At 57.6% G+C, this 14,583-nt stretch carries 12 protein-coding genes; 4 read left to right on the top strand and 8 right to left on the bottom strand.

The features are described from left to right. Positions 1-33: 33 nt before the first annotated feature. The 3 genes from VI25_RS12615 to VI25_RS12605 all read right to left on the bottom strand — a co-directional run bounded on the left by VI25_RS12615 (position 34) and on the right by VI25_RS12605 (position 3,157). On the bottom strand, positions 34-771 hold the full coding sequence (locus VI25_RS12615; protein WP_045689638.1) for a phospholipase D-like domain-containing protein: 738 nt from the start codon (positions 769-771) through the stop codon (positions 34-36). Positions 772-776: 5 nt separating this feature from the next. Then, positions 777-1,979 (bottom strand): amine oxidase, encoded by a 1,203-nt coding sequence (locus tag VI25_RS12610; protein ID WP_045689639.1) that lies wholly within the window; start codon positions 1,977-1,979, stop codon positions 777-779. A gap of 215 nt (positions 1,980-2,194) precedes the next feature. Continuing rightward, positions 2,195-3,157, bottom strand: coding sequence for a cation diffusion facilitator family transporter (locus VI25_RS12605; RefSeq protein WP_045689640.1), 963 nt, complete (start codon positions 3,155-3,157; stop codon positions 2,195-2,197). Positions 3,158-3,333: 176 nt separating this feature from the next. Between VI25_RS12605 and VI25_RS12600 the strand changes: the two genes are divergently transcribed. Together VI25_RS12600 and VI25_RS12595 are read left to right on the top strand one after the other, a co-directional pair. After that, a complete protein-coding gene (locus VI25_RS12600; RefSeq protein ID WP_045689641.1) occupies positions 3,334-4,749 on the top strand; it encodes an APC family permease in 1,416 nt (471 codons plus the stop codon). Positions 4,750-4,821: 72 nt separating this feature from the next. Next, positions 4,822-5,646, top strand: coding sequence for a tetratricopeptide repeat protein (locus VI25_RS12595; RefSeq protein WP_045689642.1), 825 nt, complete (start codon positions 4,822-4,824; stop codon positions 5,644-5,646). 25 nt (positions 5,647-5,671) lie between these two features. Here the strand turns inward: VI25_RS12595 and VI25_RS12590 are convergent, their stop codons facing one another. The 5 genes from VI25_RS12590 to VI25_RS12570 all read right to left on the bottom strand — a co-directional run bounded on the left by VI25_RS12590 (position 5,672) and on the right by VI25_RS12570 (position 11,474). After that, the gene (locus VI25_RS12590; protein ID WP_045689643.1) at positions 5,672-6,745 is read right to left on the bottom strand and encodes a proline iminopeptidase-family hydrolase; all 1,074 of its coding nucleotides are present in this window, start codon (positions 6,743-6,745) and stop codon (positions 5,672-5,674) included. Positions 6,746-7,107: 362 nt separating this feature from the next. Continuing rightward, positions 7,108-8,211 carry a chorismate mutase gene (locus VI25_RS12585; protein ID WP_045689644.1) on the bottom strand — a complete coding sequence of 368 codons (1,104 nt, stop codon included), beginning with the start codon at positions 8,209-8,211 and terminating at the stop codon, positions 7,108-7,110. A 190-nt stretch (positions 8,212-8,401) separates the two neighbouring features. Continuing rightward, entirely contained in the window at positions 8,402-9,247 is an 846-nt protein-coding gene (locus VI25_RS12580) for a prephenate dehydrogenase (protein WP_045689645.1), read from the bottom strand. 116 nt (positions 9,248-9,363) lie between these two features. Next, complete coding sequence (locus VI25_RS12575) at positions 9,364-10,545, bottom strand: pyridoxal phosphate-dependent aminotransferase (RefSeq protein ID WP_045689646.1); 1,182 nt, start codon at positions 10,543-10,545, stop codon at positions 9,364-9,366. Between the two features lie 98 nt (positions 10,546-10,643). Further along, on the bottom strand, positions 10,644-11,474 hold the full coding sequence (locus VI25_RS12570) for a prephenate dehydratase (RefSeq protein WP_045689647.1): 831 nt from the start codon (positions 11,472-11,474) through the stop codon (positions 10,644-10,646). Between the two features lie 567 nt (positions 11,475-12,041). On the opposite strand from VI25_RS12570, the gene bshC reads away from it, so the two are divergent. Continuing rightward, positions 12,042-13,634: a bacillithiol biosynthesis cysteine-adding enzyme BshC gene (gene bshC, locus VI25_RS12565; protein WP_045689648.1), complete on the top strand. Its 1,593-nt coding sequence runs from the start codon at positions 12,042-12,044 to the stop codon at positions 13,632-13,634. Positions 13,635-13,759: 125 nt separating this feature from the next. Then, positions 13,760-14,335, top strand: coding sequence for a 5-formyltetrahydrofolate cyclo-ligase (locus VI25_RS12560; RefSeq protein WP_045689649.1), 576 nt, complete (start codon positions 13,760-13,762; stop codon positions 14,333-14,335). The last annotated feature ends 248 nt before the right edge of the window (positions 14,336-14,583 follow it).

Here is a 14,583-nt window from a genome sequence, read left to right as displayed (position 1 = left end):
TTTCTTGAAGTAGCGCGTCGCGCTGGGTACCGGCTACCTGCTGGCCTCCGCAAAGGGCGTCATTACCTCCCAGAGCCGGTTGAACTCTTGCTCGTAGCGGCGTACAATCACGGGGTCTTGCGTGATGAGTAGGTTCTCCATGTTGTATTCCGCCGCCGAACGGGTCCAGTTGTAGCTGCCAGTCAGGGCAGTGCGGTTGTCGGTTACGGCAAACTTGTGGTGCATGTGATAGGCCGTTTGATCGATGCGCGTAGTAACGCCAGCTTGGTGCAACTGCCGCACATCGGAGCCCCGGTCGTACAGCTTATCATTGTCGGTGAGCAGGCGTACCCGCACCCCGCGCTGATGAGCAGCTAGTACCGCCTCGGTGAGGCGGTCATCGGCAATGGTGAACACGCACAGGTCTAGGGTATGCTGGGCTTGGTTTAGAAAGTCGCGAATAGCTGCCACGCACTTCTCTACGGGGCTGAAGTGCACTTCCGAGTAGTGCGCCGTGGGCGTTGCCGTAGCAGTAGCAGCCTCCGGTAGTAAAGCGCTAGCCTCTTCCAACCACTCGATAACGGCCTTGTCCTTGAAGGTGTTGAACCGTTCCCGAGCTAGGTTAAAAAGCTGATGCCGCAATTCGCTGAGAGCACCGCCCGCCTGCCCGTAATCGGCCAGCCTATGGCGCAGTTGCTGGGCTTCCTCCGGCGATAAGTTTACATCCGTAAAGGCTTGCCGAAACTGGCAGAGTAGTTCGGCCGCTTCCGTATCGGCGTGCTGGTAGCTCATGAAACTTATGATATAGGCAGCAGCGCCCGTGACTTTCTCTTGATGGCCTGGGCTACGCGAGCTTGGGCCTCTCGCAGTGCTTCGGCTGATGGCTCGTGCAACTGGCGGGTAAGGCCTGGTACCGGTGAGCTGATATCAGCATCCCACAAGCCTGCGTTGTGCCAGGGCGTGAGGTGGTCCCAATCGGGTCGGTCGATAATGGGGTAGAGGCAAACGCCCAGCAACGGTACCCCGGCCCGGATGGCGGTGGTAGCTTCTTCCGCAATCATGTCGAGCCACAAAGGCCGGTCAATGCCAGGGTGGCTGGTTTCGGTAAGCACTACCGGGCGACCGTAGCGCTGGTAGGCCCGCTTAAGCAAGTGGCTCAGCGGCCGGAAGCGGGGGTCGTTGAAGTCGTTGGCCCAGGGCAGAATATGATGCGGGTCAAGCTGCCACTGGTTGTCGTAGTAGTAGTTAAAGCCTAGCATGTCCAGGTATTCCGGCCGGCCGCCCAGTTCGGGACAGAGACGCCCGCAAAGCATGTCTACGCTCTGAAACTGGTTGATATGAAACTCTTTAGCTCGGCGTACCTCGGCCGGTCCGGCATTCGGGCGGGGTACAATATGAATGAGGGGCTCAGTGGTAAGAATGCGGATAGTGGGGTCGGCTTCGCGCAATGCGGCCACGCCCTCAATGTACGCCCGCATCAGGCCCAGCTTTACTTCCCAGCCCTGACCTACGCAGTAGGGGGAAGTGCCCCGCACGTCGCCGCCCAGCCAGCTCATAAAGCTCACCTCGTTGATGGGCGTCACGATAAGCACATCGTCGGGTCGTTGGCTACGGTAGAAGTCAATGAAAGCCCGGCACAGGGCGGCAAAGCGCCGCGCAAACATGGGGTGGAGGGGCGTCAGATCGTCGGGGTAGCCGAAGTGACACAGGTCCCAAACTTGCTGAATACCGTGGCGCTGCCCTGCATCCAGCAGGACTTGGACGGTGCTCCAGTCGTAGGTATAAGCGGTTTTTTCTACTTGGCTCCAGCGGATGCCTTCACGCACAGTACCCACCTGAAAGTCGCCGAGGCGGGCGTAGTCCTCGTCCAGCAACTGCAAATGGCCAGTTTGGGTGAGAAAATCAACGCGGTTGCCGAAGGCATTAAGTTGGTCGGTGCATTCAAAGCCACCCATCCAGAAGGTTTGGAAAGGCGAATCAGCAAAGAAGTCGTTTGGCATAGTGGAAAGGTTGAGTACAGAACCAGCGGCTAAGCGGTAGAGTATAGCTGAGGTTGCCTATCAGACGATAGAATTCCATCCAGGGTTTGCTCCTGAACGACCCAGCAACCCAACTACAGCTTAAGAGGCGCCTCCGAAACTAGTCAAAAAAAGGCGGTCATGCTGAGCTTGCCAGCATGACCGCCAAAATATAGGCCTAATTTTTCCGGGAAAAATTAAATCTGAGGTGACACAGGTGTGTCTTTCACGTGCGGAGCACGCTGCTTGCCCGTGAGTCCCTTCGACTCGATGAAGATGCGCTTGAACTCAGGGTGCTTGGCCCGGATGCTGTCCTGCAACTGATCAACGGCCTGTTCGATTTCCACCGCCGACAGATGGTCGTGAAACTCTACATCGAGGGCCAGTACTACATCTTGGGGGCCCATGTACATGGTGAGGGGGCGGCGCACCTGCTCCACGCTTTTCTGCTGGCGGGCCAGGGCCTCCAGGCTATCGAGGGTTTCGTCGTCCACGCCTTCCCCAACGAGGAGGCCTTTGGTTTTATAGATCAGGAAAACGGCTACCGACACCAGCAGAACCCCAATGCAAATAGAAGCACCGCCGTCGAAGTAAGGATTATTGAACGCGTGGCCGAAGTATACGCCCGTCAGCGCAATGACAAGGCCCACTAATGCAGCCATGTCTTCCATGAGAATGGCAAATACCGAAGGGTCTTTGCTGCGGCCCAGGGTAGCCCAGAAGGTAGCGTCGCCGCGGCTCTTGTTGAATTCGCGGAAAGCGAGAAAGCAGGAGATGCCTTCAAACATCAAGGATAGACCTAGTACCACATAGTTCCAAGTAGGATCAGTGATGGGGGCCGGGTGCTTGAGGTGCTCTACCCCCTCGTAGAACGACATGCCACCGCCCACAGAAAACACCAGGATGGCGACAATCAACGACCAGAAATACAGCTCCTTGCTACGGCCGAAGGGGTGCCGGGCATCGGCAGGCTTCTCCGACTGCTTCACGCCGTACAGGATCAGCAAACCGTTGCCGCTGTCCACGAGGGAGTGAATGCCTTCCGACAGCATAGCCGAGCTACCAGTAAAAAAAGCAGCTACAAATTTGGAAATAGCAATGGCCACGTTGGCCCCGATGGCGCCGTAGATGGCAATTTTTGAGGAGGAAGTACCGGCCATAACGTAGAAACAGTGTGTCGATGGTACGCGCCACTCCCGATGGAGGTTGGGCGGTTGTTTGCCTAGCGCCCGCCAGTTGCCACCCAGCGCTTGCCGGCCAGCCAAAAACCAATGCACCTGCGGGCCGCTTGAACATTCGGCGTTTCTACGACTTTTACAGCTCTACTCTTTCGCCTATGGCTCAGATCGACACCTCTACCGATACACTAGAAACTACCGCGCCCCTACGCCGCCGCCTTGGCTTGGTGCAGGCTACTGCCCTCAACATGATTGACATGGTGGGCATTGGGCCGTTCGTAACCCTTCCCTTGGTGATGGGGTTCATGGGGCCCAACTTTTTGCTGGCCTGGGTAGTAGGTGCGGCTTTGTCGTTGGTGGATGGCTTTATTTGGAGCGAACTGGGGGCCGCCTACCCCGAGGCAGGGGGCTCCTACCGCTTTCTGAAGCTAGCCTACGGGGAGCAGAAGTGGGGCCGCCTGATGTCTTTCCTCTACGTGTGGCAAACGCTGGTGCAAGCGCCACTCGTGGTAGCATCGGGGGCCATTGGCTTTGCCCAGTACTTCGCCTACTTGGTTCCCCTAGACGAATGGTGGCAGCCCAAGCTAGTATCAGGGGTAGTAGTGCTGTTGCTCATTGCCCTGCTGTACCGCCGCATTGAGGACATTGGCAAGCTGGGTGTGCTGCTCTGGGTAGGCGTACTGGGCCTCATGGGCTGGCTGATTTTGGGTGGCGTCACGCATGCTACCCAGCCGGTAGCGTGGTTGCCGGAAGGTGGGCTGGCGGCGCTGCCGGGCGTGTTGCTCTCGGCTGCCATGGGGCAGGCCACCGTCAAGACCATTTACTCCTACCTCGGCTACTACAATGTATGCCATCTGGGTGGAGAAATTAAAGACCCTCAACGGGTTATTCCACGCAGTATCTTTCTGAGCATCCTGGGCATCATGGCCCTGTACCTGCTCCTGAACTGGAGCGTAGGCTCAGTTATTCCGTGGCAAGAAGCGGGACAGTCGAAGTTCATTGTGAGCACTTTTGTAGAGCGTGTGTACGGGGCTACGGCAGCCAAAGCGGCTACGGCTTTGGTACTGTGGGTAGCCTTTGCCTCACTATTTGCCGTGCTACTAGGCTACTCGCGCATCCCATACGCGGCCGCCGCCGACGGCGAATTTCTGCCCATCTTCGCCAAAACTCACCCCACCAAGCACTTCCCGCACGTGTCGTTGCTGCTGCTGGGCGGCGTTGGCTTCGTGTTCAGTCTGCTGTTCCGGTTGGGTGAAGTTATCAGCGCCATTCTGGCCATGCGCATTCTCGTGCAGTTTGTAGGCCAGGCCATTGGGCTGGTGCTGCTGCGGCGGCGCCGTGGCACGGCAGCCCTGCCCTTCAAGATGCCACTGTACCCGCTGCCAGTGGTAGTAGCCGTAGTGGTATGGCTGTGGGTGTTTATGAGCATTCAGGATGGGGTAAAGGTGGAAGGGCAAGCTGGTGCCAGCCTGTTTTTGCCGTTTCAGGTGGCGGCGCTGCTCATGATGGCCCTGGGCGTAGTGGTATTCCTGCTTTGGAGCCGAAGTCAGCGGCGGTGGCCCTTTGAGAACTGAAAAACCGGCCTCGCCTAGCATTAGCGCCGGAACGGCTATTTTTGACGAAACCTACTCCCCTCGGTCAAGCCCATGCGTCGTTTCGTACTGCTGTTGTCATTGCTGTTGCTACCCTGGCTAGGAATGGCCCAAACCAAAGCCGCTTCCGAAGCGGCGGCGCAGGCAACGGCGCTTCGTAGGGCCAACCAGCTTGTGCTGGAACGCCACTACGAATCGGCGTGGAAGCTGCTGAAAGTACTGGACCCCTTGAACGTAGAGCCAGCCGTGGTGCTACAGAAAACCGAACTGGCCCTGAAGTACTACACGGATACGGATGAACTGAAGCGCTTCGCCTTCCGCGACTTGAAGTTGCTAGACCTCTCGCCCGACAGCTTGCGCCAGCTAGGACAAGATACTGCCCGCTACTCCTTCCCGGTGCGCCAAGTGCTAGAGAAGCTCCAGCAGCAGAACCCCGACAACTACAAGCTGGATCGGGCGCTGGGCGACTACTACTTTACCGTGCAGCAGTGCGACTGCGCCGAGCAGACTCTGGGCGAGGATGAGGTGTTTCGGCGCACTATCAAGCATTACCAGCAAGCCCACGACCACGGCCAGGGCGACTACCTTTCATACTTTGCCTTGGGCTATTCGTACCAGCGGTTGGGCCAGTTCACGGAAAGCTTAGCACCCTTTGAGCGGTCAATTCAGCTGCGCAAAAACTACCCCACTTCTCACCTCAATCTGGCCTTTGTGTATTTGGAGCTCAAGGAGTTTGAGAAGGCCCGCGACCATGCCCGCCGGGCCCAACGGCTCTTCCCCGACGCTGCTCACAAAGAGGATGCGGGCTACTTGCTCAGCCAAATTGAAGAGCGCATAAAAACGGCCGCCAGCAGCCCAGGCTTACCGAAAGCACCATAGCCTGTCGGGCCGCGCTGCTGGGTAGTTACAAAGTAGTGCCTGCTCTGAAAGAACCATCGTCGACGGACTTGAGGAACTTGGTGAGGCCGCGGAAGTAGATTTGCTGGTCGTCCCACATGCTCATGTGGCTACCTTGGGGGCAGAGTAAGTAGTTGCCTTGCTGCACGCGGTGGCTCATTTCCTCCATTTCCTTGGGGTTCATGGTGTCAAACTGCCCACCAATCATCAGCGTTGGTACCGTCACCTTGCCCAAGTCGTTCCACCGGTCCCAGGTGAGGAGGCGGCCGGCTGTTTTGAACTCGTTGGGACCCTGCATCAACTCGTACACATGCTGGTTTACGTGCTTAAAAGAGCGCGCCACCGGGTCGGGCATAGCGGGTAAGCGCAGAAGGTGGCGGGAGTAATAATTCTTGAACACCAACCCCTCGTAGGTAGGGTTATGGTAGTCTTTGCGCGCCTCAAATTTCTCTAGCGAGTCGAGGAGAGTGGGGCGTAGTTTTGTCCGTAAGGTTTTGTTGTAGGCATCGTAGCGCGGAATGCTGGCTACCATGTTGGAAATGACGAGGCCAGCCAAATGGTCTTGGTGCTTGAGAGCATATTCCAGCGCCAGAATACCGCCCCAGGAGTGCCCCAGCACGTAAAATTTGTCGATGCCCAGCGCTTGGCGCACTTGCTCCACTTCGTCCACAAACCGCTCGGTGCGCCATAAGTCGTCATCCTGGGGCTGGTCGCTGTAGTAGGAGCCTAGCTGGTCGTACTCGTAGAACTCAATTCCTTCCTGCGGGAAGAAGCTCTCGAAGCATTCCATGTACTCGTGGGTCATGGCCGGGCCACCATGTAGGAGGAGCACCTTAATCTTGCCCGTCCCGAACCGCTTCGTCCACACATTGAAGGTGCCCTTCGGTGTCTTAATCGGAATCACCTGTACCCCACCCGTGCGGATGCCTGTTTCAAACGGCTGCAAATAGCCCGTTGTGCCCAGGCTAGACGACTTATTGGAAGATTCCGGAGTATAACCGGGCTTCTGCTGGCAAGCAGTAAGTGTGAGGGCGGCAGCCAGGGCTACGCTAGGGAAGCGGGTGAGGAGAGGTAGGGTCATAGATGGAGTTCGGTTCGTTCTTCAATAGTAGAAAGAACTGAGGTAAAGCCGGCTAAGCCAGTGCCGCGAACCAATAAAAAGCACGGCATCCTAAGCAGCCTGAAGAATCTGACCACATAATGAACAACCGGCCTAAAATGGCCCATGATCGACGTGACAAGATCTTCGCGCTGCTCAGGATGCCGTGCTACACGGTGCAAAAGCTGCCAAAACCAGCCCGTCCTATCAAGCTTGCTGAGCCAGTTCGCTCGTATCGTTGAAGTACCTTACAACGGTAACACGCAAGCTGGCTCAGCAAGTTTGGCAGGACAGGTTTTTTAGGTAGGGGTAGTTGCGTGAAGTATACGCTAATAGCCTAACTGCTACAGGTTTTCGCGGTTCATTACGCGGTTCTGGCGGTTGATAGACTCCAGGTGTACCGCATCGAAATACTTCATGATGAAGTCGCGGGTGAGGCCTAGCTGGTTGCCCTTCTGCACGCCGCGCTCCAGAATCTCATTCCAGCGGCTGGTTTGCAGAATGGTAATGTCATTGTCTTTCTTGTATTGACCAATGCTTTCCGCCACCTGCATGCGGCGGCCCAGCAAGTGCAGAATCTCGTCGTCGAGCTGGTTAATTTGCTCGCGCAGGGTGCTGAGCACCGTCAGGAACTCCTGCTGGTCGGTCGTTTCGTGGCGCCAGGTCAAACCGTCGAGTAGTTCGGCGAGGCGCTCGGGCGTTACTTGCTGCTTGGCGTCGCTCCAAGCGTTGTCAGGGTCGATGTGCGACTCCAGCATCAGCCCGTCGAAGTCAAGGTCAATGGACTTTTGAGCCACACCAGCTAGGCCCGTACGGTTGCCGCAAATGTGGCTAGGGTCGCAGATGATGGGCAGCTCGGGCAGGCGGCGCTTCATCTCAATGGGCAAGTGCCACATGGGGGCATTGCGGAATTCTGTGTTGCCGTAGCTGGCAAAGCCCCGGTGAATCAGGCCAATGCGCTTCACGCCAGCTTTTGCCAACCGCTCCACGGCGCCCATCCACAGTTCTAGGTCGGGGTGCACGGGGTTCTTGATGAACACGGGTACGTCGGTGCCGCGCAGGGCATCGGCCACGGCCTGCACTGAGAAGGGGTTTACCGTGGTACGGGCTCCAATCCAGAGCACATCCACGTCGAAAGCCAGCGCATCTTCCACGTGCTTAGGCGTTGCTACTTCTACGGTAGTAGGCAGGCCCGTTAGTTGCTTCGCTTTTTGCAGCCAGGGCAGGCCCTTTGTGCCAATTCCTTCGAATAGGCCGGGCTTGGTGCGGGGCTTCCAAATGCCGGCGCGCAGCATGTCTACTTTGCCTGTAGCGGCCAGCCGGGTGCAGGTAGCAATAAGCTGCTCTTCAGTTTCGGCCGAGCAGGGGCCCGAAATGATGAGGGGCTTTTTGGCCAGGAAGCTTTTGTGGTCGGTTGCGTCGGCGGGGGAGGTGAGGAGTTGTTCCATGGTATGATTAGGTTGTTTTTTCGGTTGAAGCGGCCCAGAGCGCCCAGGCAGCAGGAAGCTATTATCTGAATGCCTTGTCAAGCAGGAGGAAGCAGTTCGCTTGCATCGTCGAAGGAGTTTGGCAACAAGAGCAGGCAAGGCGAATCGGTAAGCTCGACATTACGGACTTTCATTGGGTTCTAGCCACGTGTTATTTCAGAATCTTTTTGATCAGGTTGGCTTGCTGAATTTGCTGGTACACGGCCGAGTAATCCTCCTGAGCCAGCAGTTCGCGCAGGTGCTGTAGCTGGTGAATGTGCTCATCCAGCACATCCAGCACGTTCACGCGGTTCTGGCGGAAGATAGGCACCCACATATCGGGGGAGCTTTTGGCTAGGCGCACCGTCGATTCAAAACCGCCGCTGGCTAGGGCAAAGATCTGTTGTTCTTCCTTCTCTTTCTCCAATACGGTGAGTGCCAAGGCAAATGACGTGATATGGGAGATGTGAGAGATGTAGGCCGTGTGCAAATCGTGGGCGGCGGCATCCATGTACACCAGGCGCATCGTTAGCCGCCCAAACACGGCTTCCACGCGGGCTACGGCATCGTTGGCGCTACGTGCGGCATCGCAAATTACAAGCGTCTTTTCGCGGAACAGGCCCGGTACGGCGGCCGACGGCCCCGAGTACTCCGTACCGGCCATGGGATGCACCGCCACAAAACGAGCACGCTGCGGGTGGCTGTCTACGTGGCTGAGCAGCGTAGCTTTCGTCGAGCCGACATCAATAACCGTCTGGCGTTCGGTTGCTACGTCGAGCACCTGGGGCAGCACGCCCAGCATGGCATCCATGGGCACGGCCACCACTACTAAGTCGGCGCGCGTTACGGCGGCGGCAAGGTCGGCTTCCACTTCATCTACCAAGCCCAGCGCCACGGCCTGCCGTTGGTTTTCGGGGCTGCGGTCTACCCCAATGATGTGGTGAGCCAAGCCTGCTTCCTTGAGGCTCAGCGCCAGAGAGCCGCCAATCAGCCCAATTCCTATTATTGTGACTACCATGAGAATTGAAGTAGTGAAATGCTGTTCAGTGGCTAGGTGGAGCGAAGGACCCGCGAAGAATGGGATGCGAGGCCCAGGAGAAGTCCGTTGCAGCGGATGCGGGCCCTTCGCTCGACCTAGGCCGGTTGGCTAGTAGTGCGGGCCGCCTTGATGCGGCTGAGGGCGGCGCCCAAAACGGCGGTGGTTTGGCACAGGCTTACCCGAATGAAGTGGTTGCCATTGCTGCCGAAGATGCCGCCAGGGGTGATGAATACTCGTGCTGCGTGCAGTAGCTCGTCGCTGAGAGCGTACCCATCGGCGTAGCCAGCCGGAATAGCGGCCCACACGAACAAGCCCACTTGGTTGCGCTCGTACGTGCAGCCGATGGTGTCCAGAAGTTCAAATACCAATTCGCGGCGGGCCCGGTAGTGCGCGTTCAACTCGTCATACCAGGTAGCATCTAGGTTGAGGGCTTCTACCGCCGCCAGTTGCACCGGCAGAAACATACCCGAGTCGAGGTTGCTCTTGAAGCGCAGTACTTCCTGAAGTAAATCGGCGCGGCCCGCCAGCATCCCTACCCGCCAGCCCGCCATGTTGTGCGACTTGCTCAGGGAGTTCAACTCCAGCACTACCTCCCGGGCTCCTTCCACGGCCAGCAAGCTTTGGGGTGCCTCCGTGTTCAGGATGAAGCTGTAGGGATTGTCGTGTACCAGCAAGATGTGGTGCTCCCGGGCGAAGGCCACCAACTTGGTGAAGAAAGTAGCATCGGCGGCCGTGCCAGTAGGCATATGGGGGTAGTTTACCCACATCAGCTTCACGCGGCTCAGGTCGCGCTGGGCCAGGTCTGTCAGGTTGGGGAGCCAATGGTTTTCAGCCGTCAGGTCGTAGTCGATGGGGGTGGCGCCGCTGAGGTGGGCGGCCGCGCGGTAGGCCGGGTAGCCCGGATTCGGAATCAATACCTCGTCGCCGGCCTCCAAAAACGTCATGCTCACGTGGATGATACCTTCCTTGGATCCTAGCAAGGGCAACACCTCCGACTCCGGGTCTAACACGACCCCGTACTGACGCTGGTACCAAGCCGTCATGGCTTGGCGCAGGGCAGCTACCCCTTTGTAGCTCTGGTAGGCGTGGGTAGTAGGCTGCTCGGCGGCGCGGGTAAGGGCTGCTACCACATTGGGGTGGGGCGGCATGTCGGGGCTGCCAATTCCAAGGTTAATGATCTGGGCACCGGCTTTATTAAGACCTTCAATTTCGCGCAGCTTCTGCGAGAAGTAGTACTCTTGAGTGTGCTGAAGGCGGCTGGCTACGGATACTTGCATCGGAGGAGGTAGGGTTGGGGGCAAGAGGTTGCCGGTGAGGTGGAGGGAGCGGCTGGCGTTAGAGTGTGCTCACCTGCTAGTGGTTGCTAGGGTAGAGGTTAGTGCGTAGTACCCTTATGATAGACGCCCAGCACCTGTACGCTTTCCGTGACGGGCTGCATTTCGCGGAGGGCCGCCTCAAACTGATCGGGGTGGTCGAACTCCAAATCGGCGTGGAAGTAATAGTTCCAGGTGCTGCCGGGCTTGGGAAAAGACTGTAGCTTGGAAAGGTTGATGCCCAGGTCGGCAATCCGCACCAGTACCCGTGCCAGGCTGCCCTGGGCGTGAGAGGTGTGGAAGTACAACGAAGCTTTGTTGGGCTGCTCCACGGCCAGGGCGTTTTCGGGTTTGGCAATTACCAGAAAGCGCGTGTAGTTCTTTTTCTCGGTCTGGATGCTGGGCGCAATGATGTCCAAATCGAACAGCTCGGCGGCTAGTTGCCCAGCAATGGCGGCAATGCCCGTTTGGTGGCCTTCTCGAATGCGGCGGGCGCTGAGGGCCGTGTCTTCAGTTTCTACCAGGCGCCACGTGGGTTGCTTCACCAAAAAATCGGTGCACTGCAGCAGGGCCATGGGATGGGAATGCACCTCCCGGATGTCGGTGAGCTGCTGGCCGGGGAGGGCCAGTAGGTGCTGCTGAATCCGTAGGTACACTTCCCCCATCACCCGCAGACCCGATTTGCGCAACAGCGTGTAGTTCGGCAGAATGCTACCCGCAATGGAGTTCTCAATGGCCATTACCGCCGCATCGGTTTGCCCTTCGGCTACCTGGCGGATCACGTCGCCAAACGTAGCGCAAGGCGCGGTTTGGGTGGTGGGTCCGAAGTAGTGGCGGGCAGCTATCTGATGGAAACTACCTTCAAAGCCTTGAATGGCGACGGTTGGGAGCATGGTGCGGGTACTAAAAAAACAGCATTAAAAAAGGCCTCCGGAGTGCGGGGCCTTGGGTTTGCGGTGGTGGCTGCTTGGGGTCAGCTCCGGCAAATCAGGCCCGGCTTCTTTGTAAAAAAGAAGTAGTAATAGCCGTAATAAAAGAATGCCGAAGGGAACATGAGTAGCAGCGTGTGAGCGTAAAAAAAGCGCCTCCCGAGGTTGTCGAGAGGCGCTGTGTGTTTCGGTTTGGAAAGCTACAGGGGGGCCGCTCGACTACGTGGTGACGTAGTAGAAGTAGTAGCTAAAAAAGAAGCGGCCGATGGGCTGAGTCATGAGAATCAGGTGCTTTACGGTGGGCAAGGTGGGGAAGCCCCGCGGTAATTCCAAATTATTTTTTTCAAGAACTACCTAACCCACGGCCAAGGCGGGGCGTTTGGAGTAATTATTACTGCGCCTAGCAACTGCCTGATAATAAGATAATACTGGGCTATTTGCTTTTGCTGGTAGCTGGCTAGAAGGCTGGTCCCGCAAATTGCCAGTTACTTTGTGGCGGCTGGCCGGTTATAGCCGAATTACTTCCTGATCATGTCCGTCACGACTCTCCGCTACGCCGATACTGGCGCTTTCTCCGCTCTCCTCACCGACTACCTCGGCCAGCGCCCGGAGCTCCAGCCCTATTATCACCGCTTTCCTAAGCTGGAAGAATTTGCCGCTCAGCTCGCCGAAAAGAAGGCGGCTTACTCGCCGGAAGCTCGGCAGCGCCTGGTAAGTGCTTTGCGCGCCCAGTACGCCGCACAGCCGGCCGTGCACCCGGCTGTGCAAGCCAACCTCGACCTACTGGCCCAGGAAACGACCTTCACCATCACTACCGGCCACCAGCTCAACCTACTCACGGGTCCTCTGTACTTCGTGTACAAAATTATTACGGCGGTAAAGCTGAGCCGCCAGCTGAAGGAGCACTACCCGCAGTACGACTTTGTGCCGGTGTACTGGATGGCCACTGAGGACCACGACTTCGCAGAAATCAACCACTTGCACCTGTTTGGGAAAAAGTACGAGTGGAGCGCTACTACCACTGGTGGCCCCGTTGGGCGACTAGCTCTGGACGGCCTGGAAGAGGAGCTGCTGAGCCAACTGCCCGCCGAAGTGCCCACGGCTTTCCGCGAGGCTTACACCAGTTCCACTTCCCTGGCCGAAGCTACTCGCAAGCTCACGCACAGCCTCTTCGGGGAGCTTGGGTTGGTAGCCCTGGACGGCGACGACGCCACGCTTAAGCAAGCACTGGTGCCGGTGCTGGAGCGCGAGATTCAAGAACAGGCCTCCAACCGGGCGGTACAGGCCACCAACGCGCAGCTAGAAGCGGCAGGTTACAAACCGCAAGTGTACTCCCGCCCGCTCAATCTGTTCTTCCTCACGGATGCGGGCAAGCGGGAGCGGCTAGAGTACGATGCTACCCAAGATTGCGCTCAGATTACGGTGCGCAATACAGCGCAGTGTCATAGCCAAGACGAACTCCTTGAGTTGGCACGCCAGCATCCGGAGCAGTTTAGCCCTAATGTGGTGCTGCGGCCATTGTACCAGGAGTTGTTGCTGCCCAACCTGTGCTACATTGGGGGCGGAGCGGAAGTAGCCTACTGGTTCCAGCTCAAGCAAGTGTTTACCGACAACCAGGTGCCTTTCCCGATCTTGCTCCTGCGCAACTCGGGCCTTTACATTGGCAAAGCCAACGCAGGCAAGCTGCGCAAGCTGGGGCTCACGGCCCAGGATATTTTCCGGCCCCTGCCCGAGCTGAAAAAGCAGGTAGGTGCTACCCTGGGTCAGGAAGAGATTAGCTTGAAAGAACAGCAGCAAGCCCTGGCTGTCGTATTCAAAGAAGTAGCCGACCTAGCCCAGCGCCTCGATCCTACTCTGGTAAAAACAGTAGCCGCCGAGCAGCAAAAAACGGCTGGCTCTTTGGCCGGTCTTGAGAAGCGCCTGAGTAAAGCTGCCGAAGCCAAGCACGAAACGGCGTACAACCAGCTCACGGCCCTCAAGGATAAGCTGTTCCCCGAAGGTCAACTGCAAGAGCGCCTCGATAACGTGCTCAGCATTATGATCAATAACCCGCAGTTTATTCAGCAGCTCGTAGCGGCCTTCGACCCGCTAGCTCTGGAATTCACCGTGCTGGAAGAGGAATAAGTGGGCCGCCACGTGCGAGCGTTTTACGTTAATCACGGCGCTGCCTAAGCTCCTATATGCTCCCTGCTAAGTTTGCAGGCGCAGGGCTTGGGTAGCGCCGCGTTGGTAATTAAGAGCCTTCCTGTATGTTGAAAGCCGATTTACGGCGGGATTTTTTGGCGCGTCGGCGTAGCCTCACCACTGCGGAAGTAGCGCAACGAAGCCAAGCCATCAGTGAGGCGTTGGTGGTAGCTTTCCCAGTAGCCAAGTGGCACTGGCTGCACGTGTTTCTGCCCATTCCGCAGCAGCACGAGCCTGATACGTGGCGCATCATCCGGCACGTGTGGGCCACGTGGCCGGCGGTGCAAGTGGCAGTGCCTGTAGTGCAGCCCAATGGCCGAACGCTCCGCCACTACCATCTCACCTCTAACACGAAGCTAGTGCACAACCGCTGGGGTATTCCTGAGCCTGTAGATGCCCCGCAGGTAGCCCCTGAAAAGCTAGACGCCGTGCTAGTTCCGCTGCTGGCGTTTGATGAAACAGGCCAGCGCGTAGGCTACGGGAAAGGTTTCTACGACCACTTTCTAGCGGAGTGCCGCCCCGAAGCCTTGCGTATTGGCCTTAGCCTAGAGCCACCCGTGTCCCGCATCAACGACGCTTGGCCGGGTGATGTGCGCCTGCACGCCTGCGTCACGCCAGAGCGGGTATGGCAGTTTACCTAGTTTTCGAGGCGAAGTCTGGCAAGATATAAAGACCACTAAAGGAGCTTTTTCATGATCTGCCAATTGCTAGCCCCTACTTCAGCAAGGGGACCGTACTGGGTTTACTACAGTGCACCTACTGGTCGGCTCTGCAACTAGTGCCACCCGCGGAGAACAGGGAATATGTACAGGCCGATTGTAATGGCGCAAGCTTGACAAGGCAGTACTAGCACAAATCAAAGAGCCCGTGCTACTAGTAGCACGGGCTC

Source organism: Hymenobacter sp. AT01-02 (genome assembly GCF_000961955.2).
Classification (GTDB): domain Bacteria; phylum Bacteroidota; class Bacteroidia; order Cytophagales; family Hymenobacteraceae; genus Hymenobacter; species Hymenobacter mucosus.
Note: the sequence above shows the minus strand (reverse complement) of the source record. Positions and strands in the feature narration are given on the sequence as shown.